Annotated in this window: 22 protein-coding genes and 1 tRNA gene; 10 read left to right on the top strand and 13 right to left on the bottom strand. The window is 70.6% G+C overall.

What is annotated here, in order from left to right; genetic code table 11:
- Nucleotide 1 precedes the first annotated feature (1 nt).
- Nucleotides 2-757, bottom strand: a complete 756-nt coding sequence (locus BMY07_RS30035; RefSeq protein WP_092786232.1) for a sulfite exporter TauE/SafE family protein — start codon at nucleotides 755-757, stop codon at nucleotides 2-4.
- Between the two features lie 52 nt (nucleotides 758-809).
- A complete protein-coding gene (locus tag BMY07_RS30030) occupies nucleotides 810-1,499 on the bottom strand; it encodes a GntR family transcriptional regulator (protein WP_245782739.1) in 690 nt (229 codons plus the stop codon).
- 154 nt (nucleotides 1,500-1,653) lie between these two features.
- Between BMY07_RS30030 and BMY07_RS30025 the strand changes: the two genes are divergently transcribed.
- Both BMY07_RS30025 and BMY07_RS34665 read left to right on the top strand, forming a co-directional pair.
- Nucleotides 1,654-2,898 carry an MFS transporter gene (locus BMY07_RS30025; protein WP_092786056.1) on the top strand — a complete coding sequence of 415 codons (1,245 nt, stop codon included), beginning with the start codon at nucleotides 1,654-1,656 and terminating at the stop codon, nucleotides 2,896-2,898.
- Nucleotides 2,899-2,973: 75 nt separating this feature from the next.
- Nucleotides 2,974-3,129 (top strand): hypothetical protein, encoded by a 156-nt coding sequence (locus BMY07_RS34665; protein ID WP_177215881.1) that lies wholly within the window; start codon nucleotides 2,974-2,976, stop codon nucleotides 3,127-3,129.
- A gap of 52 nt (nucleotides 3,130-3,181) precedes the next feature.
- Here the strand turns inward: BMY07_RS34665 and BMY07_RS30020 are convergent, their stop codons facing one another.
- The 3 genes from BMY07_RS30020 to BMY07_RS30010 all read right to left on the bottom strand — a co-directional run bounded on the left by BMY07_RS30020 (nucleotide 3,182) and on the right by BMY07_RS30010 (nucleotide 9,439).
- The gene (locus tag BMY07_RS30020; RefSeq protein ID WP_143073713.1) at nucleotides 3,182-6,085 is read right to left on the bottom strand and encodes an SdrD B-like domain-containing protein; all 2,904 of its coding nucleotides are present in this window, start codon (nucleotides 6,083-6,085) and stop codon (nucleotides 3,182-3,184) included.
- Between the two features lie 145 nt (nucleotides 6,086-6,230).
- The gene (gene ypfJ, locus BMY07_RS30015) at nucleotides 6,231-7,130 is read right to left on the bottom strand and encodes a KPN_02809 family neutral zinc metallopeptidase (RefSeq protein WP_092786228.1); all 900 of its coding nucleotides are present in this window, start codon (nucleotides 7,128-7,130) and stop codon (nucleotides 6,231-6,233) included.
- A gap of 608 nt (nucleotides 7,131-7,738) precedes the next feature.
- Nucleotides 7,739-9,439: a bifunctional metallophosphatase/5'-nucleotidase gene (locus BMY07_RS30010; protein WP_092786052.1), complete on the bottom strand. Its 1,701-nt coding sequence runs from the start codon at nucleotides 9,437-9,439 to the stop codon at nucleotides 7,739-7,741.
- A 109-nt stretch (nucleotides 9,440-9,548) separates the two neighbouring features.
- On the opposite strand from BMY07_RS30010, the gene BMY07_RS30005 reads away from it, so the two are divergent.
- Together BMY07_RS30005 and BMY07_RS30000 are read left to right on the top strand one after the other, a co-directional pair.
- Entirely contained in the window at nucleotides 9,549-10,019 is a 471-nt protein-coding gene (locus BMY07_RS30005) for a MarR family winged helix-turn-helix transcriptional regulator (protein ID WP_092786050.1), read from the top strand.
- 42 nt (nucleotides 10,020-10,061) lie between these two features.
- A tRNA-Ser gene (locus BMY07_RS30000) sits at nucleotides 10,062-10,146 on the top strand.
- Nucleotides 10,147-10,201: 55 nt separating this feature from the next.
- On the opposite strand, the gene BMY07_RS29995 is transcribed toward BMY07_RS30000, so the two are convergent.
- Nucleotides 10,202-10,735, bottom strand: coding sequence for an LPXTG cell wall anchor domain-containing protein (locus BMY07_RS29995; RefSeq protein ID WP_092786048.1), 534 nt, complete (start codon nucleotides 10,733-10,735; stop codon nucleotides 10,202-10,204).
- Nucleotides 10,630-11,655 carry an SdrD B-like domain-containing protein gene (locus tag BMY07_RS29990; RefSeq protein ID WP_092786046.1) on the bottom strand — a complete coding sequence of 342 codons (1,026 nt, stop codon included), beginning with the start codon at nucleotides 11,653-11,655 and terminating at the stop codon, nucleotides 10,630-10,632. The genes BMY07_RS29995 and BMY07_RS29990 overlap by 106 nt, the downstream gene beginning before the upstream one ends.
- 56 nt (nucleotides 11,656-11,711) lie before the next feature.
- Between BMY07_RS29990 and wsfD the strand changes: the two genes are divergently transcribed.
- Nucleotides 11,712-13,784, top strand: a complete 2,073-nt coding sequence (gene wsfD, locus BMY07_RS29985) for a glycan biosynthesis hexose transferase WsfD (RefSeq protein ID WP_342741567.1) — start codon at nucleotides 11,712-11,714, stop codon at nucleotides 13,782-13,784.
- Between the two features lie 63 nt (nucleotides 13,785-13,847).
- On the opposite strand, the gene BMY07_RS29980 is transcribed toward wsfD, so the two are convergent.
- Together BMY07_RS29980 and BMY07_RS29975 are read right to left on the bottom strand one after the other, a co-directional pair.
- Entirely contained in the window at nucleotides 13,848-15,422 is a 1,575-nt protein-coding gene (locus BMY07_RS29980) for a M28 family metallopeptidase (protein ID WP_092786224.1), read from the bottom strand.
- A gap of 237 nt (nucleotides 15,423-15,659) precedes the next feature.
- Nucleotides 15,660-17,204, bottom strand: coding sequence for a M28 family metallopeptidase (locus tag BMY07_RS29975; protein WP_092786044.1), 1,545 nt, complete (start codon nucleotides 17,202-17,204; stop codon nucleotides 15,660-15,662).
- Between the two features lie 158 nt (nucleotides 17,205-17,362).
- On the opposite strand from BMY07_RS29975, the gene BMY07_RS29970 reads away from it, so the two are divergent.
- Nucleotides 17,363-18,331, top strand: a complete 969-nt coding sequence (locus tag BMY07_RS29970) for an NAD(P)H-quinone oxidoreductase (RefSeq protein WP_092786042.1) — start codon at nucleotides 17,363-17,365, stop codon at nucleotides 18,329-18,331.
- A gap of 5 nt (nucleotides 18,332-18,336) precedes the next feature.
- Here the strand turns inward: BMY07_RS29970 and BMY07_RS29965 are convergent, their stop codons facing one another.
- On the bottom strand, nucleotides 18,337-19,539 hold the full coding sequence (locus BMY07_RS29965; protein ID WP_092786040.1) for a cysteine desulfurase-like protein: 1,203 nt from the start codon (nucleotides 19,537-19,539) through the stop codon (nucleotides 18,337-18,339).
- Between the two features lie 60 nt (nucleotides 19,540-19,599).
- Here BMY07_RS29965 and BMY07_RS29960 point away from each other — a divergent pair, with 60 nt between their 5' ends.
- Entirely contained in the window at nucleotides 19,600-20,133 is a 534-nt protein-coding gene (locus BMY07_RS29960; protein WP_092786038.1) for a bacterial proteasome activator family protein, read from the top strand.
- Between the two features lie 462 nt (nucleotides 20,134-20,595).
- On the opposite strand, the gene BMY07_RS29955 is transcribed toward BMY07_RS29960, so the two are convergent.
- Entirely contained in the window at nucleotides 20,596-21,255 is a 660-nt protein-coding gene (locus BMY07_RS29955) for an acylneuraminate cytidylyltransferase family protein (protein WP_092786036.1), read from the bottom strand.
- A 77-nt stretch (nucleotides 21,256-21,332) separates the two neighbouring features.
- On the opposite strand from BMY07_RS29955, the gene BMY07_RS29950 reads away from it, so the two are divergent.
- Nucleotides 21,333-21,980 carry a hypothetical protein gene (locus tag BMY07_RS29950; protein WP_245782738.1) on the top strand — a complete coding sequence of 216 codons (648 nt, stop codon included), beginning with the start codon at nucleotides 21,333-21,335 and terminating at the stop codon, nucleotides 21,978-21,980.
- The gene (locus tag BMY07_RS29945) at nucleotides 21,977-22,384 is read left to right on the top strand and encodes a hypothetical protein (protein WP_092786032.1); all 408 of its coding nucleotides are present in this window, start codon (nucleotides 21,977-21,979) and stop codon (nucleotides 22,382-22,384) included. The genes BMY07_RS29950 and BMY07_RS29945 overlap by 4 nt, the downstream gene beginning before the upstream one ends.
- Before the next feature lie 660 nt (nucleotides 22,385-23,044).
- Here BMY07_RS29945 and neuC read toward each other — a convergent pair.
- Both neuC and BMY07_RS29935 read right to left on the bottom strand, forming a co-directional pair.
- Entirely contained in the window at nucleotides 23,045-24,157 is a 1,113-nt protein-coding gene (neuC, locus tag BMY07_RS29940) for a UDP-N-acetylglucosamine 2-epimerase (RefSeq protein ID WP_245782737.1), read from the bottom strand.
- Between the two features lie 22 nt (nucleotides 24,158-24,179).
- Nucleotides 24,180-25,217, bottom strand: a complete 1,038-nt coding sequence (locus BMY07_RS29935) for an N-acetylneuraminate synthase family protein (RefSeq protein ID WP_092786028.1) — start codon at nucleotides 25,215-25,217, stop codon at nucleotides 24,180-24,182.
- 137 nt (nucleotides 25,218-25,354) lie between these two features.
- Between BMY07_RS29935 and wzm the strand changes: the two genes are divergently transcribed.
- On the top strand, nucleotides 25,355-26,242 hold the full coding sequence (wzm, locus tag BMY07_RS29930; protein WP_092786222.1) for a galactan export ABC transporter permease subunit Wzm/RfbD: 888 nt from the start codon (nucleotides 25,355-25,357) through the stop codon (nucleotides 26,240-26,242).
- Nucleotides 26,243-26,249: the final 7 nt, after the last annotated feature.

The raw sequence follows: 26,249 nt of genomic DNA, 5'->3' as shown, positions 1-26,249 counted from the left end.
GCTACTTCAGCAGCAGCTGCACGATCGCCGCGGTCCCGACCACGACGATGACGCCGCGCAGGACGGTGGGCGAGAGCTTCTTGCCCACCTTCGCGCCGATCACCCCGCCGATGGTCGACCCGACGGCGATCAGCGCGACCGCCCACCACGCGACGTCGGCGACGAACACGAACACCACGCCCGAGGCCAGGTTCACCACGGCGGCCAGCACGTTCTTGATCGCGTTGACCCGCTGCAGCGACTCGCTGAGCAGGATCCCCATGACCCCCATCAGCAGGATCCCCTGCGCGGCGCCGAAGTAGCCGCCGTAGACGCCGACCACGAAGGTCGCGACCAGCAGGCCGATCCCGCCGTGCGGGTGCCGTTCGCCCTGCCGCTCGGCGAGTTTCCTGGCCAGCCACGGCTGGAGCACGACCAGCACCAGCGCCACGGCGATCAGCGCGGGGACGATCGCCTCGAACGCGCCCGGTGGCAGGACGAGCAGCAGCACCGCGCCGCAGGCGCCGCCGACGGTGGCGATGGCGCCGAGCCGCAGCAGGATGGGGCGCTGGCCGACGAGGTGGTCGCGGTAGCCGATCGCGCCGGACACCGAGCCGAACACCAGGCCCATGCCGTTGGAGACGTTGGCGACCACCGGGGGGTAGCCGACGGCGAGCAGCACCGGGAAGGTGATCAGGGTGCCGGAGCCGACCACGGAGTTGATGCCCCCGGCGAGCACCCCGGCCACGAAGACCAGGACGCCCTCCCAGACGGTCAGCGTCACTGGACAGGTCCGATCATCCGCACCCGGTCGACCCTAGCGGCCGGGCCTAGCGGTCGCTGCTGAACGCGGCGAGCATCTCCGCCTCGGCGTCGTCGAGGTACTCGTGCAGCAGGCCGACCGCGCCCTCCACGTCCCCGCCCGCCACCGCGTCGACGATGCCCGCGTTGCGGGTGAGGTACTTCTCGTGGAACGCGCGCGGGTCGCCCATCTCGTGGAAGCCCAGGCGCAGTTCGGCGGTCAGCTGGTCCATCAGCTCGTCGAGCCGCGCGCTGCCGACCGAGGCGACGATCGCCTTGTGGAAGCGCATGTTCGCGGTGCCGACGCCGAGCCAGTCGTGGGCCCGCGCACACGCCTTGCCCTTGGCGACGGCCTGGCTCATGGCGGTCCAGTCGGCCTCGCGGGAGCGGCGCAGCGCGGTCAGCTCGATCAGCACCCGGACGGTGAACAGGTCGCGCACGTCGGCGGCGGTGAGGGTGCGGACGAACACGCCCCGGTTGACCTTGTGCTCGACCAGCTTCTCGTGCGCCAGCAGCCGGAACGCCTCGCGCAGCGTGTTGCGGGACACCTCGAGCGGCCCGAGCAGCGACTCCTCGATCACCCGGTCGCCCGGCCGCAGCCCGCCTTCCATGATCAGCTCGCGCAGCGCGTCGGCGGCGACCTCGGCCGCCGTCCCGTGCACCCGCCGCCGCAGTCCCGCCAGGTCCCGCAGCCTGCCCACCGCGTCCTCGACGCTCACCGCACCCTCCCACACCCACGCTCCCCCGGTTAGAGGATCGTTCAACAATCCTACGGTTCACTCGAAGGATCGTCCAATTGAAGTATTGTCATATTGTTGAACAATCGCCACACTGGGGACGGCACAGCGGGTGAGCGACCGAGTGGGGTGAGTGATGGCACACACGACGGAGCAAGCGGCCACCAGGCGGGGGCGCTGGTGGCGGGACCTGCCCGGGCGCGGCAAGAAGGCCGTGGTCGGGGCGTTCCTGGGGTACGGGCTCGACTCCTACGACTTCTGGGTGCTCCCCCTCGGGCTCACCGCCATCGCGGCGACCTTCGGGCTGGACACCGGCCAGACCGGCCTGCTCTCGACCACCACCCTGGTGTTCTCCGCGGTCGGCGGGGTCGCCGCCGGGGTGCTGGCCGACCGCCTGGGCCGGGTCAGGACGCTGATGATCACGGTCGTCACCTACGCCGTGTTCACCGCGCTGTGCGGCCTCGCGCCGAACTACGAGGCGCTGCTGGCCCTGCGCGCCATGCAGGGCCTTGGCTTCGGCGGCGAGTGGGCGACCGGCGCGATCCTGGTCGCCGAGTACGTCGGCGCCGCGCACCGGGGCCGGGCGGCGGCGCTGGTGCAGAGTTCGTGGGCGGTCGGCTGGGGCCTGGCCGCGCTGGTGTCGACGCTGGTGTTCAGCCTGGCCGACCCGCAGACCGGTTGGCGGGTCCTGTTCTTCACCGGCGCCCTGCCCGCGCTGCTGGTCGTCTACCTGCGCCGCGGCATCGAGGACGCGCCGGTCTTCGCCAAGGAGAAGGCCCGCGGCTCGCTCAGGGCCATCTTCCGGCGGGACCTGCTGCGGCGCACGGTGTTCGCCTCGGTGCTGGCCACCGGCTGCCAGGGCGGCTACTACACGCTGGCGACCTGGCTGCCCGCGTTCCTGAGCAAGGAGCGCGGCCTCACCGTGATCGGCACCGGCGGCTACCTGGCGTTCCTGATCACCGGCGCGTTCCTCGGCTACCTCACCGGCGGCCAGTTCGCCGACCGGCTGGGCCGCAAGGCGACCTTCCGCCTGTTCGCGGTGCTGGCCGCGGCGCTGCTGCTCGCCTACACCCAACTGCCCAGCTCGGTCGGCGGGTACGTGATGTACCTGGGCTTCCCGCTCGGCTTCTGCTCCTCGGCCATCTTCTCCGGCTTCGGCGCCTACCTGGCCGAGCTCTACCCGAGCCGCGCCCGCGGCGCCGGACCCGGCTTCACCTACAACTTCGGCCGCGCGGTCGGCGCGTTCTTCCCGGCCGCGATCGGTTTCCTCGCCCTGCGCTACGGGATCGGCGGCGCGATGGCGTTCGGCGCCCTCGCCTACGGTCTCGCCTTCGTCTCCCTGTTCTGGCTACCGGAAACCAAGGACCAGGAACTGTCCTGAGAGGAGTGTCCGTGCGGGATCCACGAAGAGGAGCCGCCGTCGAGTAGCGCATGACCCACACCAGGGGGTAAGACCATGTCCGACCTAGGGATGATCGCGTTCGGGGCGTTGGTGGTGTGCCTCGGCGCGCTGTGGTTGCTCGGCAAGACCGAGCTGTTCGGCAGGTTGGCGGTGACCGGGTTCGTGCTCGGTTCCCTTGCCACGCTGTCGTTGTTCGTGATGCTGGGCTGAGAAAGCGGTGGGGGGCGGTGCCAGTCCGGCACCGCCCCCCACTGGCTCATTCTCAGGCGGTCTTGCGGCGGCGAGCGCCCATCAGCGCGCCCGCGCCCAGGATCAGCGCGACGAAGCCGAACCAGCCGAGGCCGACGACGCCGGCACCGGTGTGGGCGAGACCACCGCTGGTGCTCGAACCGCTGGTACCGCGCGGGATCAGGCCGCCCTGCGCGACCGGCTGCTTGGTGCCGGTCGGGCCGGTGTTCTCCGCGGTGATCGGCTGCCCGGGGACCGGGACCACCTCGGCGGTGTCGGTGATGAAGACGCTACCGTGGCTCGGCGACGAGCCGTCGGCCACCACGGCGACGCCGATCATGGCCCGGACCTTGGCGCCCGAGGGGATCTGGCCGGTCACGGTCACCGTCTTGCTCTGACCGGGCTCCAGGGTGAGGCCGGGCCTGCCGGGACCGATCGGGTCCCAGGACGGCTGGGCCTGGAAGTCGCCCTCGGCGTGCATGCCGCGCACGCCGACACCGGTGAGCCGCTTGGTGCCCTTGTTGCTGAAGGTGAACGCGAAGGTGGCGGTGTCGCCGGGGTGGTAGCGGTCGCGGTCGAAGGACACCGACGCGTCGAGCAGCCGGTCGAGCGCCAGGTGCGCCCGGACCGAGGAGGTGTGCCCGGCGCTGGTCACCGAGATGAGGTCGCGGCCCTCGCCCGACTCACCGGGGATGAGGTAGTCCGCGTCGTCGAAGCCGTAGTGCACGGAGTAGACGGTTCCGGGGACGCCGAGGAAGGCGAAGCGCCCGTCCGCGTCGGTCTGCCGGTCCATGACCCAGCCGCCGCCGAAGGACGACGCGGTCAGCATCACCCCGGGCATGCCCTCGCCCTCGTCGAACACGCCGTCACCGTCGCGGTCGACGAACACGACGCCGGTGTAGTCGCCGGTGACGGCGACGGAGGTGGCGCCGATCTGGAAGGAGTTGTTGCCGGCGTCCAGTTCCAGGCCGTCCACGCCCACGGTGCCGCCGAACAGCACCGTGCCGCCACCGGACGAGGTCACCCCAGACAGCACGAACTCCTTGGTCTCACCGGGAGCGATGGTGAGCTGCTGCAGAGGGGACTTCGTCAACGGCAGGCCGCCGTTGTCGAACACGCGCAGCTGCATGCCGCCGAACTCGACCTGCTTGAGGTTGACCCCGGTCGCGGGGCCGTCGCCGATGTTGCTAATGGTGACGGTGGCCTTGACCACGTCGCTCGTCACGTACTCCGCCTTGTCCAGGTGCGCGGAGACCCGCAGGTCCGGGTAGACCCCGTAGTCGATGATGACCGGGATGAACACCCGACCGGCCGGGGTCGCGGTGATCGGGAAGCCGAACGGCGCCGTCAGCGGTCCCGCCACCCGGTAGGGGCCGTCGAGCAGCAGCGCGTAGGTGCCGACCGGCAGCCCGCTGAAGTCGATCTTGCCGTCGATGTCGGAGGTCGTGGTCGCCACGATCGCGCCGGTGACCCGGTCGCGCAGCTTGACGACCCCGAACTGCACCGGCTGCGGGCCGTACTTGCCGTTGATCTGGAGCCTGCCCGCCCCGGTGCCCAGCACGCCGTCCACCCGCGCCTCGGCGGTGAGCTCGGCGAGGCCGGAGAGCTGCGCGGAGTTGAGCGTGCAGTCGGCGACGACGTAGCCGAGGTCGGCCGCGTCGGCCGGGACGACATCGGTGATCGTGTACGTGACCGAGCGCAGGCCGGGCAGCGTCACCCCCGGTCCGCCGTCGACGAGGTCGCCCCACGCCGGGCCGGTGCCCAGACCCTGCGGGTGGCACTTGAGCGTCACGCCGGTCAGGTCGTTGGGGTAGCGGTTGTAGAGCACCACCGTCGCCTTGACCTGGTCACCGGGGCGGTAGCTCGGCTTGTCGAAGCGCAGCGAGGCGTGCACGGTGGCGAACATGTCCAGCCAGGTCCGCACCGCGATGTCGGCGAAGTCGGTGCCGGACAGGTACAGGACCTCGGTGGCCGCGCCGGTCACGCCCTGGACCCGGAACTGCTCGTGGTTGGGCGTGTAGGTGACGGAGTAGCTGCCCGAGGGCAGGTCGCCGAAGTCGAACCGGCCGTCCGCGCCAGCCGTGCGCTCCACAGTGGACCCACCGGCGCGCTTGGCGGTGATCTTCACGCCGGGGGCCTGCTCGCCCGCGTCCGGCCTGCCGTTGAGGTTGCGGTCCTCGAAGGCCGTCCCGCCGAACTTGGCGGTCGGGGTCACCGGGACGGCCGCGGTGGCCTCGGCGGTGTTGTCCGTGGTGTCGGTGTCGCCCTCGGGGGCGATCGCGGTGACCTTGAGGTCGACCTTGCCGTTCTCCACGTCGCGGATCCGCCCGGTCAGCCGGAGCGTGCGGGTCGCGCCCGCCGGGATGTTCTGCCCCCAGGCGGTCTGGAACCCGGCCCAGCCGTTGATCACCGCCACCTTGCCGCTGTGGTCGACGCGGACGCCGTTGGCGGCGATCAGGCTCTTGTTGGTCAGCGTGATGGTGATGCCGACCGTCTCCGAGGGCGTGTAGCTCGCCTTGTCGAAGGAGACCGTGACCGCGACGTTCGACGGCAGCGCGCCGATCGCGCTCGTGGCGGGCTGCCGGGTGGTCGGGGACGGCTGCGTGGTGGGGACCGGCGTGCCCGAGGTGGTCCCGGTGGTCGGTGTGGTGGTCGGCGTTGCCCCGGTCGGCTCGGACGGCGCAGTGGTCTGGACCGGCTGTTCCGGAGTGGTCTGGACCGGTTCAGCAGGCGGGGTCGACGCGGGCGTCTGCGCCGGTGTCGGTTCGGTCGGCGGCGGTTCGGCCGGTGGTTCTGACGGCTGTTCGGTCGCCGCTGGGGTGGGCTCGACGGGCTCCTGCGCGAGGGCGGGGGGCACGGCGAGCGACCCGGTCATGGCGAACGCGGCAACGACCACGCCGACGCGGAAACCCGCTCGGCGCACGGATGTGCGGCGCACTGTGGTTCGACTCTCCCCAGAATCGTGTGCCGCACGACGCCCCGACGGGTCCCCAGCACCCACGCCGCGCGGAAAGAATGTCAGCCCGCGCAGTGTAGTGGTATGTCCGGTTGCTACCGCGATCGCCCGGGTGGTGCTGCCGGTCTCAGCCCAGGTTCCTGGCGCCGAAGGTGTCGCACTCGGCCGGGTTGCCGCCGTTGATGCCGGTCAGGAACCACTGCTCGCGCTGCGCGGAGGACCCGTGCGAGAACTGGCTCTCGTCGACCTTGCCGCCGCCGAGGTTCTTCTGGATGAAGTCGTCGCCGATGCGGGAGGCGACGTCGAGGGCGCGGTTCACGTCGTCCTGGGAGATGGAGCGGATCAGCGGCTTGCCGCTGGAGCTGGGCGTGGTGGTGGCGTGGTTGGCCCACACCCCGGCGTAGCAGTCGGCCTGCAGCTCCAGCCGGACCCCGTCCGAGGTCGGGCCGGTGCCCTCGCGGACCTTGCCGGAGGTGCCGAGCAGGTTCTGCACGTGGTGGCCGTACTCGTGGGCGAGCACGTAGGCCTCGGCGAAGGTGCCGCCCTGGGCGCCGAAGCGGGTCTGCAACTCGCGGAAGAAGGTCAGGTCGACGTAGACCTTGCCGTCCGCCGGGCAGTAGAACGGGCCGACGTCGCTGGTGGCGCTGCCGCAGCCGGTGTTGACGCCGCCGCTGAAGAACGTGGTGGTCGCCTGCTTGTAGGTGCGACCGGAGCGGGCGAACTGGTCGGACCAGTAGCCCTGGATCGAGTTGATCAGCGCGACCCTGGCGCAGTCGGGCTTGGTGTTGGCGTCCTTGCCGGTGCGGCACTCGTTGGCCAGGTCACCGCTGCTGACGCTCTGCCCGCCGCCGACCCCGTCGGTGCTCAGCGGGACGCTCGCGGGCACGCCGCCGAGCTGGGAGAGCACGAAGTACACGATGAAGCCGACGATCCCGAGCCCACCGCCGCCCAGCGCCACCCGGCCGCCGATCCCCCTGGCGTCGGAAACCTGGGACGAGTCCAGCCCAACGCTGTCGTCGAACTCCACGACCACTCCCCGTGTCCCGCGCCGCCGTGCTCCGTGGGCATGAGGATAGTGGGCGGGCGCCGCGCCGACCGTATCAACCGCGCGCGCCGACCCGGGCCAGGCAGACGCCTGGGTGCGACCGCCTGTCGTCGGCGGTCGCACCCAGGGTCGTCACATCGCAATGGCCCACCGCTTCGGCGGTTGGCGTGGAGCCCAGCCGAGCGGATCAGGAGACGCGCCCGATGCGGGGATCAACATCGTCGAGGTGCGTGATCGACGCGCGTCGCGTGCCGTGCACTCGAAGTGATCCGTCGAGCTTGCCGCCCTCATCCGCGGCCAAGTCGGTTCTGTCGGCTCAGCCGCGGGGTTGCGGCAGGCGGCAGACCATTACGGGAGTTGTCTGCTTCGCCACGGCACCACCTACCCTTTCCCGGCGGGCGCGGTGACCGAATGGGTATCGGCGTTTCGCGCGGTCTTGCCGAGCCGGCCGTCTCCTCCATGGTGCGCCTGCTGTCCCAGTAGGACAACCCCACCGCCGACCCCGAACCGGGTGAACTTGGGTAACGCCGCGTCCGGAGAGGACAGACCGGGGCGGCTGACCACAGAGGACAGCCGCCCCGGTTCCCCGGCTACGGGACGACGGTGACCCGGGTCGGCGCGGGCGGCGCCAGGTTCGGGTGCGCGGTCAGGTACGCGGTGAACGCGTCCAGGTCGACCGGACCGCCGGAGAGGTTGGTGCCCTTGGCCAGCTCGGTGAACCCGTCGCCACCGGCGGCGAGGAAGTTGTTCACCGACACCCGGTAGGACGCGGCCGGGTCGACCGGCTGCCCGTTGACGGTGATCGCCGAGACCCGGTTGCCCTGGCTGCCCGACTGCGCCCAGGTGTAGTTCAGCGACGCCGACACCTGCAGGAAGCGGGTGATGGTGGTGCCGTTGGGCTGCGGCTGCCACTGCTGCTCGAGCACGGTCTTGAGCTGCGCGCCGGTCAGCGTGATGGTCTGCATGATGTTGCCGAACGGCTGGACCGCGAAGGCCTCGCCGTAGGTGACCACGCCGTTGCCCTCACCGGCTGGCGAGGTGTTGTAGGTGAGGTCGGTGCGGATGCCGCCCGGGTTGGTCACCGCGATCTGCGCCTGGTTGCCCTGGGTGGCGGCGAGCTGCGCGTCGGCGATGACGTCACCGAGCGGGCTCTCGCCGGACGGGGCCGCGGCGCGGACCAGGTCGGCGGTGATGGTGCCGACCTGGCGGTTGGCGATCGGACCCGACTTGGCGACCGCCTCGTCGACCAGCGCCTGCACGCCCGCGTCCGGGGCGATGGTGCGGGTGACGACCTCGTTGTGCGCGACGGTCGCGGTGCGCACCACGTCGCGGGTCTTGCGGTCGATCTTGAGGTCGATGACCGAGAGCAGCCTGCCGAACGAGGCGCCCTGGATCAGCGGCCGCGGCTTGCCAGCGGGGTCGGTGACCACGCAGTTGTACTGCTGGTGGCTGTGGCCGGTGAAGAACGCGTCGATCGAGGGCGAGGCGGCCGTGGCGATCTGGCGGGCCGGGCCGGGCAGGGTGCGGCAGTCGTCCGGGCCGCCGCCCTCGGTGCTGTCGCCCTGGTGCACGAGCGCGACCTGGGTGCGGATGCCCGCGAGGTCGAGCAGCCGGGAGGTGCGGTTGAGCGCCTCGACCTCGTCGCCGAACTTGAAGCCCTTGACGACCTCGGGGGTGACCACCGAGGGCAGGTCCTCGAGCGTGACGCCGATGATGCCGACCGGGATGCCGTCGACGAACTTGACGGTCACCGGGAGCACGGCGGGCAGGCCGTTGTCGAAGGTGATGTTCGCGGCCAGGAACGGGAACCGGGCGCCGCGGTAGGGCTTGTGGAACTGGCAGCCGTCGGTCGGGTGGCAGCCGCCGAACTGGACCCGCAGCAGCTCCGCGTAGCCCTCGTCCCACTCGTGGTTGCCGATCACGCTGGCGTCGGTGCCGATCTTGTTCATGAACTCGACGGTCGGCTCGTCGTGGAACAGCGCCGAGGTCAGCGGCGAGGCACCGATGTTGTCGCCCGCGGCGAGCACCAGCGAGTTCGGCGCCTGCCCGCGCAGCCGGGTCACGTGCGCGGCCAGGTACGCGGCGCCTCCGGCGTCCACCGTGGTCCCGTTCGGCAACGTCACCCGACCGGACGAACCGGCGGGCGGCTGCAGGTTGCCGTGGAAGTCGTTGAAGGCGATCAGGCGCAGGTCGGTGGTGGCGGCCGGGGCAGCCGAGGCGGTACCGGCAAACCCGGAGAGCGCCAGCCCGACCACGGCCGCGACGGCCGCGATCCGCTTCGTGACGATCATCAGTCCTCCGTCCAGGCACCGGGCACCCACCCGGCGCGAAGGAGGTGGAGTCTGCCGGGGACAGATGGCTAGGACCAGGGCCATCAGGTGAACGCCGTAACCTGGACGCGTGACATCAGTGCGAGCCGACTTCCGGTGGCTGGACCCGGACGAGATGCGCGCGTGGCGGGCATACGTCATCGGCAGCGAACTGCTGCGCCAGCAGCTCAACCGCGAGCTGCAGGAGAACCACGGACTGGCCCTGCCGGACTACGAGGTGCTGGTCCGGTTGTCCGAACGCGAGGGCGGCCAGATGCGGATGAGCCAGCTGGCAGGCCAGCTCGCCTCGTCCAAGAGCAGGCTCTCCCACCAGATCTCCCGCCTGGAGAAAGCAGGCCTCGTCCGCCGAGTCGGCTGCGCCGAGGACGCCAGAGGTGTCGTCGCCGAACTCACCCCCAAGGGCAGCGAGACCCTCCGCACCGCCGCCCCCGTCCACGTCGACGGCGTACGCGCCCACCTGGTCGACCTCATGACCCCCGAGGAACAGCGCGTCATGGCCGGCCTGTTCGAGCGCGTCATCGAGCACCTCGACCTCACCTAGCCGCCAGCGAGGCCTATCAACCCACTAGGCTTGAACCGCACTGGAGGTGTGGCAGAGCGGCCGAATGCATCCGCCTTGAAAGCGGAAGAAGGGCAACCTTCCGGGGGTTCAAATCCCTCCACCTCCGCGGAAGCAGAAGCGGGCGGTCCCTCACCGGGGACCGCCCGCTTCGCTGTTCTCCGCTAGGCCTTGCGGCGCCTGCGGGTGGTGAGGGTGGTGGCGAAACCGGCCAGGACGGCGAGGGCGCCGATGGCGGTGAGGCCGAGGACGTTCGCGCCGGTGTCGGCCAGGGTGGGGCTGGTGTTGTTGCTGGTGGTGACGGCGGCCCGAGCCTGGGGCACGGGGTTGGTCACCGGGACGGGGTTGACGACCGGGGTGGTGGTCGAGCCGTCGGTGGTCGGGGGGATGGGGGTGCCCGCTTCGGGCACCACCGGGCCCGGCACGAGGCGGAGGATGGCGCCGCCGCAGCGTTCGCAGGAGCCCGCGAAGAGGACGAGGCCGCCCCAGTAGTCCTCGGCGAAGCGCCAGGGGCCGTAGACCTCGACCTTGTAGGGGCCCGCGGGCAGGGCCTTGAACGCCACGTGGCCCTTGGCGTCGGTGCGCAGCTTGGTCACGAGGGTGCCGGAGACCGCGTCGCGGAGGCCGACGACGATGCCCGCGACCGCCTCGCCGTCGCCGATCTCCCAGTTCTCGTCGCGGTCCTCGTAGAAGTCCACGGCCAGGTCGGCGGGGGGAGCGGGCACCCGGGCCACGGCGTACCCGCGGAGTAGCCCTCGGGGTTGTCACCGGGGCCGAAGTCGCAGGCGTAGCCGACGCCGCCCCACTCGGCGGTCTCGTCGGAGATCGTGCCGGTGATGCTGAAGGTGCGGGACTGGCCCGCGGGCACGGTCACGCCGCGGTCGTACTCGAGGTCGCCCAGGTCGACGTCGCGCAACTCCGGCCCCTCGCCACCGCTGCGGTCACAGCCCGCGCGGACGCCGACGAGGCCGGCGGAACCGTTGTTGGTCAGCGTCACCAGGATCTCCGCGTGGTCACCGACCTGGTAGACGTCCTTGGTGAACCGCATGGTCGCGGTGAAGGTGCCGGTCAGCGGCCGCGTCGCGCGCAGCAGCATGGCCGAGTACGAGCCGGAGCCGTCGACGAAGAGCTGCTGGTACGCCGCTTCGACGACCCAGCCGTCCGGCACACCGCTGACGTAGACGTAGTAGGTCTGCAGCGGGATACCGGCGAACCGGTACCGACCGGTGGCGTCGGTGGTCGTGTCCAGGTACTGCCCCTGGCCGGACAGGCCGACCTTGACGCCCGCGAGCCCCTCGCCCGCGCTCGGCGAGCCGTCGCCGTCGCGGTCCGCGTAGACCAGCCCGGCAACGGTGTCGGTGGCCGAGTTCGGTGCCGTGAACGGCACGGTCACCGAGGCGGAGGCGAGGGTGTTCCCACCCTGGTTGACGAAGACGCCCGCCACCGGCGCGGTCCCGTTCCAGTTGGTCACCTCGCCGTTGACGGTGACGGTGGTGCTCTGCCCGGCCGCGACCGTGGTCCCGGGGCCGGGTTCGGCACCGTTCCACGGCGACAGGTCGCCCCACTCGAGGGAGGGCACCCAGAAGGACCCGGCCGCGCCGTAGGCACTCGCCGTCACACCGGTCGCGTCGGTGCCACCGGTTAGAGATGGTCACGACCAGGGGGATCTTCTGGTTGAGCAGGTACGGGCCGCCGCTGATGGTGGCGGAGACGGTGATCTTCGCCGGGTCCGCGGCCGGAGCCGGGGTGGCCGCGGGCTCGCTCGCCGCGGGGTCGGCGGGCTCGGGGTCGTTCTGCGCCTGCTCCGCTGCCGCGGCGGGCTGCGCGGTCACGCCAGCGGGCTCGGCCACCTTGGCGGGCTCCGCTACCTCGGCGGTGGTGGGCTCGGGCTTGGTGACCGCGACGGGCTCCGGCTCGGCGACCGCGACCGGCGCGGGGTCGGCGGGCTCGGGATCCGCGGACGGGGTGTCGACGGTCGCCGACGTGGATTCGGTGGTGGTGCCGGGCGCCGCGATTTCCTCGGCGTGTGCGGTACCGGCCAGGGTCGCGGTCAGCGTGAGTGCCGACACCAAAGCGACCGTTCTTCGCGCAAGACGGCGCGCGGAATTGCTCATCAAAGCCCTCATGTGGAAGAAGTGCGGCCACAAAATAACCGACGCCCCCGCGAAAACCCACTGTGATACCGGCAACTGCCGACTGGATCACGAAGTCCGGCCCCGCGGTAACGCGGCGGCATTCACGGGCGAATACCCGGGGCCGCGCCGGGCGCCGGTTCAGGCACGGGGCGCGTTGGTGTTCGCACCGTGGGTGGTTACCCTGCTTCGAGTGTGGAAGCGCGTGAGCTTTGTCGGGACCTTCGCCCTCTGGCTCGTCGTCGTCGGGGTGCGGTGGTTGGTGCCCCGGCCGGTCGGCATCGCCGACAACGGCGACGGGTGGCGGATGCTGTGCAAGCTCGGCCTCAACGACCGCGCGCGGGTGTCGGAGATGGGCGTGCAGCTGTTCTACGCCCCGGCCCCGCCCTGCGGCAGCACCTACGTGTCGTCGCAGTTCTGGATCGACCGGGTCGCCGTCTCGATCGGACAGTGGCTCGGCGGGCCGCCCGGGTTGAACCTGAAGCTGGTGGGGGCCATCGGCTGCGTGCTGGTGGCGCTCGGGCTGACCGTCGTGGTGCACGCGCTGCCGGTGCGGCCGTGGTACCGGGTGGCGGCAGGCGCGATCGTCGCCCTGGTGATGCTGGACTCCGCGTTCTTCGGCTACTTCACCTCGATCATCAGTGAGGGCGCTGCCTTCGCCGGGCTGCTGCTGGCCTGCGGCGGCCTGCTCCTGCTGCGCCGCGACGGCCTCACCAGGTGGTTCGGCGGCGGTGTCGTGGTCGCGGGCGGGGTCCTCGCGGTCAACGCGAAGTCGCAGACGTTGATGGTGTTGCCGCTGCTGCTGGTGGCGCTGCTGGTGCTGGCGTTGCTCGACAAGCGCCGCGCGCGGTGGGTGGTGCCCGGGGTGGTCGCCGTGGGCCTGGTCGCGGGGACCTACGCGCTGCAGAGCACCGGTGACTTCGCCAACGAGGAATACCGGGAGATCAACGCCTACCACGCGATCTTCAACAGCATTGTCGACGGCAAGCACGACACCCAGCGCGATCTCGCCGACCTCGGCCTGCCGCCGCATTTCGCGCAATACATCGGCACCACGTGGTGGAGCCAGAAGCCCGCGCACACCGACCCGGACTACCCGAGGTACCAGAGCAGGATCAGCAACGAGAACATCATCGACTACTACCTCTCGCACCCGGTCCGCACCGCGCAGATCCTCGACCAGGCCGCCTCCGACATGCTGACCGGGCGACCGGAGAACATGGGCAACTTCGCCCTCGGCGCGGGCCAGCCGGACAAGGCCAAGGAGTACCGGGTGCCGGTGCTGTCCGGGATCACCGGGCTGCTCGCCCCGGCCGGGCTGTTCGCCGCGGTGCCGCTGTGGCTGCTGGTCGGCTGGATGGGCGTCCGGGCGCTGCGCCGCGACCGCCGCGACCTCGGTGTCGTCGTGCTGTTCCTGCTGCTGGTCGGGATCGGCCAGGTGCCGCTTGCCGGGCTGGCCGAGGGCATCGAGGGCGTCAAGCACCAGGTGATCGCGTTGTTCGCGACCCTGCTGGCCGCCGCGTTCGCCGCGATCAGCCTGCTGCCGACGCGGCGCGGCGAACCGGAGGAACCGGAACGGGAACCGGCGACCGAGCAGTTCGCGATCCCCGCCTGAGACTGCCGGGAACACAAGAAGGGCCCCGCCGGGTGGCGGGGCCCTTCATCGTCAGTGCGTGGATCAGATGGCGAGCTCGTTCACGTGGATGCAGCCCGCCCCGTGGGCCTCGGCCACCTCGTCCTCGTGCACGAGCTGGGCGCGCGCCTTGGACTTGGCGGCGACGCGGGCCTGCGCACGGGCAGCGCGCGGCGGGACGCCGTTGATGTCCTCGGTGCTGATCGCGTAGGACGCGGTCACCCAGGCGATGGCGTCGGAGTTGCGGTCGAGCGCGACGCGGTCGATGTTGCCGAGGTTGTCGCCCTTGCCGTGGTAGTTCTTGTCGTAGGCGACACCGGCGACGCCGCCCCACTTGTCGGCCTGCGCCTGGGTCTTGAGCTGCTCGGCGCCGGTGAACAGGCCACCGGCCGGGATGCCGTTGGCGATGAACTCGCCGTAGTCCGAGCGACCGGTGAAGTCGGTGCCCTCGGTCGGGGTACCGGTGGTGTTGAGGAACGAGTGGAACGCCGCCTCGATCTGGGCCGAGCCGTACGGGCCCTCACCGGCGCCGACACCGTCGGAGTTGTCGCCGTCGTAGACGAAGTAGCCGGTGTTCGGCGAGGCGATCATGTCGAAGTTGAGGTACAGCGCGATGTCGAGCTGCTGCTCGAAGGTCAGCGACTGCACGTACTTCTTCGAGCCGACCAGGCCGAGCTCCTCGGCGCTCCACCAGGCGAAGCGGACCGCGTTGTTGACCTTCGGCGAGCCGCCGAGCTGGATGGCGGTCTCCAGCAGACCCGCGCTGCCGGAACCGTTGTCGTTGATGCCGGGGCCCGCGACGACGCTGTCGAGGTGCGCGCCCGCGAACACGACGTTGTTCTTGCGACCGGTCTTGGTCTGCGCGATCACGTTGTACGTGGTGCGGTCCTCGCGCAGCGCGCGCAGCTCCAGGGTCACCGAGGCACCGTTGGAGGAGGCGGCCAGCCGCTCACCGTCGGCCTTGCTGACGCCACCGGTGGGCAGCTTCGCGTTGGCCGGGTCGCTCAGCGTGCCCGCGAGCCCACCGTCGACGTTGTTGTAGATGATCGCGCCGACCGCGCCTGCGGCGAACGCGTTGGCCTGCTTGTCGGCGAACGGGCAGGCGCCGCGCTGGATCAGCGCGATCTTGCCGGTGACCCCGACGAAGTCGCTGACCTCGCAGCCGGGGGTCGCGTCGACCGGGACGACGGCCAGCGGCGCGGTGATGCCACCGGTCGGCGTCGACAGGCTGTAGGTCATGATCGAGATCGGCACCGCGGCACCGGCCACGGTCAGCTTCTCGGCCAGGGTCTGGGTGAAGGTGAACGGGAACTCGTGCCGGGTGACGTCGAAGCCCGCGGCGACGAGCTGCGACTCCACGTACTCGGCGGACTGCCGGTGACCGGGAGTGCCCGCCGCGCGGTTGCCACCGTTCTTGTCGGCGATGCGCTGCAGGGCGATCAGGTGCCGGTTGACCCCCGCCCCGGTCACCTTCTTCGCGAGGTTCCGCGCGAGCGCGGGTCCGTCGGGGAGTTCGGCGGCCGCGGACGGCGCCGCCGAGGACGGGATGGTGGTGAACGCCAACGCGCCGGTGGCCGCGAGGATGGCGGCTCCGACCCGTAGCGTCTGACTCTTGCGCATGCAGGTCCCCTCGTTCACGGGTAGGTGCGGCCGCGAACCGTGACCGCCCCGACGCGGTCCGTGTTCCGGCGTGGGCTCACCCTCGCCCGGAGGAGCACCCTGGTCAAGGGGTGTTCATTGCCAAGTTGGCCTGCCTTCGGGTACCGATCGTCCCACTACTGCGGAAAGGCCCCGTGGCGTAGTCGCCACGGGGCCTCCCGTTACTCCTAATGCAGCAGTCCCGGCAGATAACGATTTCTACCGAACAGCGGCGTGTGACGCCTTTGCTGCCTTGCCCTTCTTGGCCTGACCCGCGATGAGGGACTTGCGGGCGGCGGCCTTGGCGGCCTTCGCGACGTTGTTCTTCGGCGGGACGCCGTTGATGTCCTCGGTGCTGATCGCGTACGTCGCGGTCACCCAGGCGATCGCGTCGGCGTTGCGGTCGAGGGCGACGCGGTCGATGTTGCCGAGGTTGTCGCACTTCGAGTGGTAGCACTTGTCGTAGGCGACGCCAGCCTGGCCGCCCCACTTCTCGGCCTGCGCTGCGGTCTTGACGCCCTCGGCGCCGGTGAAGATGCCACCGGCCGGGATGCCGTTGGCGATGAACTCACCGTAGTCGGAACGACCGTCGAAGTCGGTGCCCTCGGTGGGGGTGCCGGTCTCGTTCAGGAAGCCCGCGAGAGCGGCCTCGATCTGGGTGGAGCCGTACGGGCCCTCGCCTGCGCCGACGCCGTCGGAGTTGTCACCGTCGTAGACGAAGTAGCCCGAGTTCGGCGACGCGATCATGTCGAAGTTCAGGTACAGCGCGATGTCGAGCTGCTGGTCGAAGCTCAGCGACTGGACGTACTTGGTCGAACCGACCAGGCCCAGCTCCTCGGCGCCCCACCACGCGAAGCGCACGGCGTTGCTGACCTTGGGCGAGGCACCCAGCTGCAGCGCGGTCTCCAGCAGCGCGGCGCTACCGGAGCCGTTGTCGTTGATGCCGGGGCCCTCGTCGACGCTGTCGAGGTGGGAGCCGACCATGACCACGTTGTTCTTGCGGCCGGTCTTGGTCTCGGCGATCAGGTTCCGGGACGGCTTGTCCTCGGTGTGGAAGCGCAGGTCGACGGTGGTCGACACACCGTTCTTGCCGAACAGGGTGTCGCCGTCGGCCTTGCTGATGCCACCGGTCGGGATGGTCGCGCCCTCACCCACGGTCACGCCCTGCAGCGGGCCGTCGGCGTTGTTGGCGACCAGGATCGCGATCGCGCCCGCGGCGGCCGCGTTGGCCTGCTTCTGGTTGAAGGTGCAGGCGCCGCGGCGGACCAGCGCGACCTTGCCCTTGACGTCGAGGCCCGTGTAGTCGGTCGCCTCGCAGCCGGGAGTGGCGTCCTGCGGGACGGCCACCAGCGCGCCGGTGACCCCGCCGACCGGGGTCTGCGGCGAGAGCTGCATGGCGAACGCGTCGACCTTGGTGCCGCCCGCGTTGGCGAACGCGGCGTCGGTGATCTGCACCGGGTAGGTGAACGCGGGCGTGCTGACCTCGAAGCCCGCGGTGCGCAGCAGCCCGGCGACGTAGTCGAGGCTCTGGTCGTAGCCCTTCGTGCCCGCGGCGCGGTTGCCGCCGTTCTTGTCGGCGATGCGCTGCAGGGCGATCAGGTGCCGGTTGATGCCGCTCGCGGTGACCTTCTTGGCCAGGTTCTTCGCCAGCGCGGGACCGTCCGGCAGCTGCTGGGCAGATGCGGGCACCGCCGCGAACGCGAGCCCGGCGCACGCGGCGAGCAGGAGCGCACCCGCGCGGACCGTTGTCCTGGGGGACGACATGGGCAAACTTCCCTTCGTGGGGGTGGAAAGTGCCGGCTCATGACGGAACCCCGACCGACCCTCGTAATCCGGCGAGCGTGACTCTTACTCGCAAATCGCCGCCGGTCAAGTGTTCCGGTTGGACTGTGACCGTCGGACGGCCGGGATACCGTTGTCGTATGCGCGCGATCACGATCAGCGAACCGGGTGGCCCCGAGGTGTTGCGGTGGACCGAGGTACCGGATCCGGCACCGGGCCCGGGTGAGGTGCTGGTGCGGGTGGCGGCCACCGCGGTCAACCGGGCGGACCTGTTGCAGCGCAAGGGATTGTACGCGCCGCCGCCGGGGACGACCGAGGTGCCCGGACTGGAGTGCTCCGGTGTGGTCGCCGCGCTCGGCGCCGGTGCCAGCGGGTGGCAGGTGGGTGACCGGGTGTGCGCGCTGCTCGCGGGCGGCGGTTATGCCGAGCAGGTCGTGGTTCCCGCCGGGCAACTGCTCCCCGTACCGTCCGGAGTGGACCTTGTGGACGCGGCCGGTCTGCCCGAGGTCGCGTGCACGGTGTGGTCGAACGTGGTCCAGACCGGCAGGCTCACCGCTGGCGAAACCCTGCTGGTGCACGGCGGCGCAGGCGGCATCGGCACGCACGCCATCCAGGTGGCCAAGGCCCTCGGCGCGACCGTCGCGGTCACCGCCGGTTCGGCCGAACGGCTCAACCGCTGCGCCGAACTGGGCGCCGACACCACGCTGAACTACCGCGAGAGCACGTTCGAGGACGAAGTGCGCGCGGACGTCATCCTGGACAACATGGGCGCGAAGTACCTGCGCCGCAACGTCGCCGCACTGAACCGCGGCGGGCGGCTGGTGGTGATTGGTATGCAGGGCGGCACCACCGGCGAGGTCGACCTGAGCGTCCTGCTGCGCAAGAACGCCACGGTGTCGGCGACGAGCCTGCGGTACCGCCCGGTCGCGGAGAAGGCGGCCATCGTGTCCGAGGTGGTGGCGAACGTGTGGCCGATGATCGCCGCGGGCAGTGTTCGCCCGGTGACGCACGCGGTCCTGCCGATCACCGAGGCGGGCGAGGCCCATCGGCTGCTGGACGAGGGCGGCGTCTTCGGCAAGCTGGTGCTCGCGGTGAGCGAACGGGAATAGTTCCGTCAGGGCCTGAGTTCGGCGAGGGCCTCGACGAGTTGGTCCACTTCGACGGTGTTGGTGTAGTGGGCGAGGCCGACCCTGATGGCGCCGCCCACCTCGCCCACGCCGAGGGTGGCGAATACGCCGGTGGGGGTGTCGTCGGCGAAGGCGCAGATGCCGCGTTCGGCGAGGTGGACGACGGCGTCCTGGGCTTTGACGTCGGCGACGGTGAAGGCGAGGGTGGGGACGCGGCGCATGGCGTCGCCGATGACCATGATGTGGCGCAGCCCGCGCAGGTCGCCGATGAGCCGGGAGAGCAGCCCGGCCTGGTAGGACTTGGCCGAGCTCAACGAGGTGACCAGGCGTTCGCGGCGGGTGCCTGCGGCGGCGTCGTCGAGTTCGGCGAGGTAGTCCACCGAGGCCACCAGACCAGCGAGCAGCGGGTACGCGTGCTGCCCGAGTTCGAGGCGCTCCGGACCGGACGCGCGCGGGTCGAGTGAACTGGCCGGGAGCCGGTCGAGCATCGCGGGATCGGCGAAGGCGAGCGCGGCGACGGCGGGTCCACCCCACGCGCTCGCCGACACGGCCACCACGTCCACCCCGGCGGCCTGCATGTCGATCGGCACGAACGGCGCCGACGCGGAGGCGTCCACCACGACCACCGCGTCCTGCGCGCGGGCGAGGTCGGCGATCTTGCCGAGGTCCGGCCGGGTGCCGACCGCGCCGGAGGCCGAGGTCACCGCGACGACCTTCGTGCGGTGCGACACCAGGTTCTCGTACTGCCACGCGGGCAGCTCGCACGTCTCGATGTCGATCTCCGCCCACCGCACCGTCGCCCCGGCGCGCTGGGCGACGCGCAACCACGGCGCCGTGTTGGCCTGGTGGTCGAGGCGCGACAGCACGACCTCGTCGCCGATCAACCACCCGTCGCCCAGCGCTTCGGCGAGCCTGGCGAGCAGCACCGCGGTGTTCGGCCCGAGCACGACCCCGGCCGGGTCGGCGTTCACCAGGTCCGCGACCGCGCGCCGGGCGGCGTCCACGATCGCCTCCGCGCGTTGCGACGCGGGGAAAACCCCGCCGGGACCGGACACCGGCGCGCGCAACGCCGTCGACACCGCGGTCGCCACCTGTTCGGGGACCTGCATGCCCGCGGGCGAGTCGAGGTGGACCCAGCCGTCACCCAGCGCGGGGAACAACCCGCGAATGCGCGCGACGTCGAAGGCCATGCGCCACACCGTACGAGAGTCCCCCCGCCCCACGCCGCGTGGGGCACTACCCTCGAACGCGTGACTCAACCCACCCCTGGCTCGGACGACGCGCACCACGTGGTGGTGGTCGGACCCGACGGTTCCCCGCTCGGCACCGCGAAGATCCCGGACAACTCTGACGCCGAGTCGGTCGGCGACATGGTCGAGCAACCCGCGAAGGTCATGCGGATCGGCACCATGATCAAGCAGCTGCTGGAGGAGGTGCGCGCCGCCCCGCTCGACGAGGCGAGCCGGGCCCGGCTGCGCGAGATCCACAAGCGCTCGATCGCCGAACTGGAGGACGGCCTGGCGCCCGAGCTGCGCGAGGAACTGGAGCGGCTGTCGCTCCCGTTCACCGAGGAGCACACGCCCTCGGACGCGGAACTGCGCATCGCCCAAGCCCAACTGGTCGGCTGGCTCGAAGGCCTCTTCCACGGCATCCAGACCGCGCTGTTCGCCCAGCAGATGGCCGCCCGCGTACAACTGGAACAAATGCGCCGCGGCCTGCCCCCCGGCACGGGAACCGAAGACCAAACCCACCTCCGCACCGGCGGCAGCGGGCAGTACCTGTAAGCCACCCCACGCGAAGGCCGACACCCACAGCCCGGGTGTCGGCCTTCCGTCATTCCCGGCCGATCGCTACCCGCAGCCGCTCCGCAGAACACCCACCCACGGACGAACCCGACTGACTCTGCGCCAGTCCACTCGCACCCAAGCCACCCTGCGCAGGGCAAGCCCCCGATCAACTCTGCGCCAGTCCGCTCACGCAGCCCACCCGACCAGGCCCAATCCTTGCCCGCACAGGCCCGCCGCCCCAGCACGCGAGCCCGGCCGACCAAGATCAACTCCGCTCCGGGGGCCCACCCTCCCGGGGCCCGGGGCCCCATCTCTGAACGTATCGAACTCGGCGACTTGTCACTAGGGGCCGCGGGCGGGCTGTGGATGACCGGCGGGGTTGTGGACAGCACGGTCCGGCAGAGGGCCAGCGAGGTCGGGATGCCAGGGGCTCGCGCGCTTGGATCGGGTGGGGTGCCGTCATTGCTGGGCGCGGGCGAGATCATCCGGGGTGTCGATGTCGATCGCGCGGTGTGGCGGGATCACCTGCGCCAGGACCTCGGGGATGAAGAACCTGCGGTGCGCACGGAGATCGGCGGCACCCACGACGTAGACGCCACCGGTCGGTCGTAGCACCGGCGGCAAGTTTTGGCGCGGGGCCTCAAGATCGGACCAGTCGTGCGCGGGTTCGATGCTGCCGTCGTGGACGATGCACGACTTCCACGGGTGATGCGCCTGCGCCGCGACCATCTGGACGACCGACCCGGTTGGCCGGTCGCCGTGCAGGGCCAGGCAGTCCGCGATGTCCTCGGCGGTGCGCAGCGGGGTGGTCGGCTGCACCAGGACGAGCACCGTCCCCGGGTGCAGCCCCAGGTGGTCGACGACGTGCAGGACCGCGTCGACGGAACGGCTGTCGGGGCCGGACAACCCGGCGGGCCGCACCACCACCTCGGCGCCCGCGCTCTGCTCGGCGATCGCCGGGTCGTCGGTCGTGACCACCACCCGGTCGACGCCCTCGGCCGCCACCGCGGTCAGCACCGCGTGCGCGACCAGCGACCTGCCCCGGAACAGCGCGAGGTTCTTCCCGGCGAACCCCCTGGACCCACCGCGCGCGGTCACCACCGCCACCACGTCACGCATGTTGCCCCTCCCGCACTGCGGCGATCAGCCCAACACTCTAGGCTTATCAACCCAGTACACCCGACCCCCCACCGGTGATGAACATTCTTCTCCAGCGTTCGGCCGCCATGCTCGCCGAACTGCTCAACAGCTACGCCCGCAGCCACCCGCCCCGCGCCATCGCCGTGGTGGGCAACGCGCCCATGCCGCCGTGCGCGGCCCGTTCGCGCGCCGTCGACGACGCCGACCTGGTGATCAGGATGACCAGTTTCGCCGTCGACCCGGCCGCGCTGGGCACCCGCACCGACGTGGTCGTCCTGCACCGCGGCGTGATCGCCAGCCCGCACACCTTCGCCGACTACAAGTCCCGGCTGTACCTGCTGGTCGAACCGGGCAGGCTGCACTGGGAACCGGAGGCGATCCCCGACTGGTGGCCCGCCGACCTGGGGTTCGTGCCCGTGCCCAACCACGAGTTCACCGTCGCGCTCAACGACCTGCTCGGCCTCGACCCGGCCGCGCCGACGTGGTCGACCACCGGGACCATGGCCACCTACCTGGCCACCGAGTTGTTCCCCGGGGCCAGGGTCCTGCTCACCGGCACCTCGATCGTCGACACCCCGGACCAGACCACCTTCCCGCACGCCTGGGGCGACCCCGTCGCGGTCACCGCCGAACACCGCCTGATCGCCGAGTCGACCCTCCTGCGCTCCTGGGAGTCGACGGGCAGGATCGAGATCCTCAGATGAACCCCCTCGCCCTCCTCCGCACCCGCGTCCGCGCCCTGGCCCAACGCGAAGCCGCCGCCGCGGCCGCCGAGGTCCGCGCCGACCTGGAAGCCCTGCGCGCCGAGTTCACCACGAAACTGGACGACCTGACCCCGCGCCTCACCCACCTCACCGAAACCCTCGACTGGCTCAACGGCGAACACCGCCGCATAGCCCCCCAACTAGCCGCCGTCGAATCCCGCCTGGCCACCGTCGAACACCCCCTCTCCCGCCCCGCCCTCCCTCCCAGCACCGACCCCACCCTCACCGCCATGACCACCCTGGTCGCCGAGATCCGCGAGGAACACTCCCGAATCCGCGCCCGCCTCAGCCTCATCTCCCGCTACGAAGAACGCCTCTCCCGCCTAGAACTAGCCCCCGAATAACCCCCCAGCCCACGCCCCACCCACCCCCTCGGCGGCACCTCGAACAAGATCAACTCCGCTCCGGGGACCCACCCTCCCGAGGTCTGGGGCCCCATCTCTGAACCTATCGACCCCGCCGGTTTGTCAATAGGGCTCGGCTGGGGGCTGTGGATGGTTGAGGGGGTTGTGGACAGACGTCCCTTCGCTGGCCGCTCATTGCGGCTCGAAGCGGCTGGTCCGAGCTGGTGGAGACTCGGTGACGATGATCTCCACCCGGCCCGCACAGACGTTGGCCAATCACGCGCTCCTCGGAGTCGCTGGTGCCAAGCCGGCTCGATGGGGTGGACTTGTTTTGCGTGGGGGAGCACCAGTCGTAGCGTCGTTCGCGGACAGGGCCATGCTTTTCGGCCCCTGCTTTGCGGTCCTGCCACGGCTGGTGTCGGGGCCCCGCGCAAAACAAGTCCACCGCATCGAGCACAGCTCGTAAATCGCGCCCCAACGCAATGCCGAAGGCGAGCCGGTGACCGTCGACGCCGCAGGCGAGACCGAGAGCCGGAACACCCCTCAGCTCAAGATCAAACCGCTCAAAGCACCCCCCAACACACAGCGTATCGAGAATCCCCACACCCCCAGAACCACCAACTTCCCCCTGTGGACAACTCCACCCCATGTGGACGCCCCCTACCCACCCACCACCCGATCCACAAACTCCTTATAAAGCGACGGCTCCCACAAGTCATCCCCCTCAAACAACTCAATAATCCGCCGCCGAGCCCCCGGCACCCCAAACCCGTGGAACGCGCCCAACCGAGGCAACCCCACAAGCGACTCCACCGCAGCCCCAATAACCCCAGCATCAGCAGCCACATTAACCACCCCCAACGCCTCAGTCCGCCCCCGCTGACGAGTCCCCACATTCACCGCCCGTGTCCCCACAACAGGCGCCTCCCGCACCCCCGACGACGAATTCCCCAGCACCACATCAGCATGCCGCATCAACGTCACAAAGTGCTCGAACCGCATAGACGGCAATCGGGCGAACCGCGGCCCCACGCACCGGTCCAACTGGAGCCGGATATCCGCGCACCCCTCATCGTTGTTCGGGTCGATGATCACCCAGTTCCCCGGAGAACCCAGCACCGCGTCCACCACCGACGACGCCAGTGCCTGGGTTGCACCTGCCTCGTTGGTCACCGGGTGCATCACGAGCACCCCGTACCGGTCGAAGGGAATGTCGTACCGCGTGCGCACGGCGTCGAGTGATGGCAAGTCCGGTGACGTCAGGATGTCGATTTCCGGGCTGCCCACCACGAAGATCCGGTGCGATTCCTCCCCCATCTGCACCAACCGCAGCCGGGCTTGGTCGTTGGCGACCAAATGCACGTGCGCGTGCTTGGAGATCGAATGCCGGACCGAGTCGTCAATCGCGCCCGAGAGTTCGCCGCCTTCGATGTGGATTACTCGGACGTTGTGCAGCGACCCGACCAGGGCCGCGGCCAGGGCCTCCACGCGGTCGCCCTGGACGACTATGGCGTCGGGGCGTTCTTCGTAGACCAGGCGGGCCAGGGCTTGGACCGTGTTCGCCAGGACCAGGGCGGTGGGCTCGCCCTCGACCTGGTTGGGGATCAGGTGGAGTCGTTGGAGGCCAACGCGTTCCACCTCGTGGACGGTGTAACCGTAGCGGCGGAGCAGGTGCATGCCGGTGACGACGACGCGGGCCGACAGGTGGGTGCTCGACTGGACGGCCAGCATGATGTCGCGGAGTTTGCCGAAGTCCGCTCTGGTGCCGGTCACGAAGAGCACCTCGCGGCGGCCGTCAGCCATCCGCGAGGTCGCCGAGGGACAGCTGGTGGTCGGCGGGCAGCGCAAGGCGGACGCGGCGGCCGAGCAGAGTCGGGTACTGGGCGGCGCGGAGTTCGCCGGTGCCGGGGCGCTTGACCCACAGGTTCGACTCGGTCAGCACGTCCCCCGCGGCGACCGGCGCGGTCGTGACGACGCTGGCGTAGGCGAAGTCGATCGTGGGTTGTTCGGCGGTCAAGACTTCTTTGGTCCCACCGAGTGCGGCGTGGATCAGCCGGGAACCCGTGACCAGGTCGGCGAACTCGGCGGGCGTGGACGACACCGGGATGTCCGGACCCGGCCAACCGGGGTCGGACGTGAAGTGCCGCTCCAGCACCCGCGCCCCGAGCGGAACCGCGCCCAGGCACGGGTAGATCGACGTCGTGTGGTCGGACAGCCCGAGGACCGCGTCCGGGAACGCCGCGCCCAGTTCGGCGAGAGCACCCAGGCGGACCAGTTCCGGCGGTGTCGGGTACAGCGAGGTGCAGTGCAGCAGCGCGAACCCGACTCCCGCCGCCCGCAGCACCGCCACCGCCGGGGTGACGGACGCGATGTCGTTCATGCCGGTCGACAGGACCACCGGCTTGCCGAGCCCGGCGATGTGCTCGATCAGCGGGTAGTTGTTGCACTCCCCCGAGCCGATCTTGTACGCGGCCACGTCCAGCTCGGCGAGACGGTCGGCGGCCGCGCGGGAGAACGGCGTGGACAGGAAGACCATGCCCCGCTCCTCGGCGTGCGCCTTGAGCTCGCGCTCCACCGAGGCGGGCAGCGCGCAGCGGCGCATCATCGCGTAGATGGGCTCGTCGGCGTTGCCCGGCACGACGTCGTTGGGGACCATCTCGTCCTCGACCACGTGGGTCTGGAACTTCACGCACTCCAGGCCCGCGTCGGCCGCGTCGTCGACCATCCGGTGCGCCTTCGCCGGGTCGCCCTCGTGGTTGATGCCGATCTCCGCGACGACCAGCGGGGGGTGGGCGGGGCCGACGGGACGGGTGCCGACGAAGAACTCGACCAAGGTGCGTCCTCCCGGATCCTCGGAAACGGCCAGTCTAGCCGCGCGCACCACACCCGCGCGGTGTCAAGACCGGGCACACACCGCCGGACGAACCGCCGGTAGGCTCCGGCCCCGTGCAGGTAACGAGCGCGATAGACATCCCGGAGAAACCTGTCGTGCACTCCGGTCGGAGTTCGGCGCGGGCCGCGAAGGACATCCGGGACGGGATCGCGGCCCGTGAGCTGTGGGGCCACCTCGGCTGGCAGGACATCAAGCAGCGGTACCGGCGCTCGGTCATCGGTCCGTTGTGGATCACCATGAGCATGGGTGTCACCGCCGCGGGCCTGGGGTTCCTCTACTCCCAGCTCTTCGGCATCGAGGTCGACACCTTCCTGCCGTACCTGACCGTCGGGTTCATCGTCTGGGGCTTCATCCTGGGCTGCCTGACCGAGGGCTCGGACGCCTTCATCTCCAACGAGGGGCTGATCAAGCACCTCCCGGCCCCGCTGACGGTCTACGCGCTGCGCACCGTGTGGCGGCAGACGCTGATGCTGCTGCACAACATGCTGGTGTACGTGGTCGTGCTGGTGCTGTTCTTCGGCTCCATCAGCAAGTCCGGCTACGTGCTCTCCCCCGGCGGCGTCGGCCAGCCCGGGCTGAGCTGGACCGTGCTGCTGGCCATCCCGGCGTTCGTCGCGCTCGCCCTCAACGGCGCGTGGGTGACGCTGCTGTTCGGCATCATCAGCACCCGCTACCGCGACATCCCGCAGGTCATCAACGCACTGACCCAGCTGCTCTTCTACGCGACGCCGATCGTGTGGCCGGTCGACATCCTCACCCAGAAGCTGGGCCCGGGGGACTGGAAGCACCTCATCGTCGAGCTCAACCCGCTCTACCACTTCATCCAGGTCCTGCGCGCCCCGCTGATCGGCAGCGAGCAGAGCTGGCACCACTGGGTGGTCGTCGGCGTCATCACGGTGGTCGGGTGGACGCTGGCCTTCGCGGCCATGCGCAACTACCGTTCCCGTGTCTCCTACTGGGTCTGAGCGAGGC

The sequence above is a fragment of the Actinokineospora terrae genome (assembly GCF_900111175.1).
Lineage (GTDB): Bacteria > Actinomycetota > Actinomycetes > Mycobacteriales > Pseudonocardiaceae > Actinokineospora > Actinokineospora terrae.
Note: the sequence above shows the minus strand (reverse complement) of the source record. Positions and strands in the feature narration are given on the sequence as shown.

Coding starts and splice junctions, on each gene's coding strand:
- BMY07_RS29955 (WP_092786036.1), bottom strand. CDS start 21,255: ATGCGTGACGTGGTGGCGGTGGTGACCGCGCGCGGTGGGTCCAGGGGG.
- BMY07_RS30025 (WP_092786056.1), top strand. CDS start 1,654: ATGGCACACACGACGGAGCAAGCGGCCACCAGGCGGGGGCGCTGGTGG.
- BMY07_RS29950 (WP_245782738.1), top strand. CDS start 21,333: ATGAACATTCTTCTCCAGCGTTCGGCCGCCATGCTCGCCGAACTGCTC.
- BMY07_RS29980 (WP_092786224.1), bottom strand. CDS start 15,422: ATGCGCAAGAGTCAGACGCTACGGGTCGGAGCCGCCATCCTCGCGGCC.
- BMY07_RS29970 (WP_092786042.1), top strand. CDS start 17,363: ATGCGCGCGATCACGATCAGCGAACCGGGTGGCCCCGAGGTGTTGCGG.
- BMY07_RS30010 (WP_092786052.1), bottom strand. CDS start 9,439: ATGATCGTCACGAAGCGGATCGCGGCCGTCGCGGCCGTGGTCGGGCTG.
- BMY07_RS34665 (WP_177215881.1), top strand. CDS start 2,974: ATGTCCGACCTAGGGATGATCGCGTTCGGGGCGTTGGTGGTGTGCCTC.
- BMY07_RS29945 (WP_092786032.1), top strand. CDS start 21,977: ATGAACCCCCTCGCCCTCCTCCGCACCCGCGTCCGCGCCCTGGCCCAA.
- BMY07_RS29975 (WP_092786044.1), bottom strand. CDS start 17,204: ATGTCGTCCCCCAGGACAACGGTCCGCGCGGGTGCGCTCCTGCTCGCC.
- BMY07_RS29965 (WP_092786040.1), bottom strand. CDS start 19,539: ATGGCCTTCGACGTCGCGCGCATTCGCGGGTTGTTCCCCGCGCTGGGT.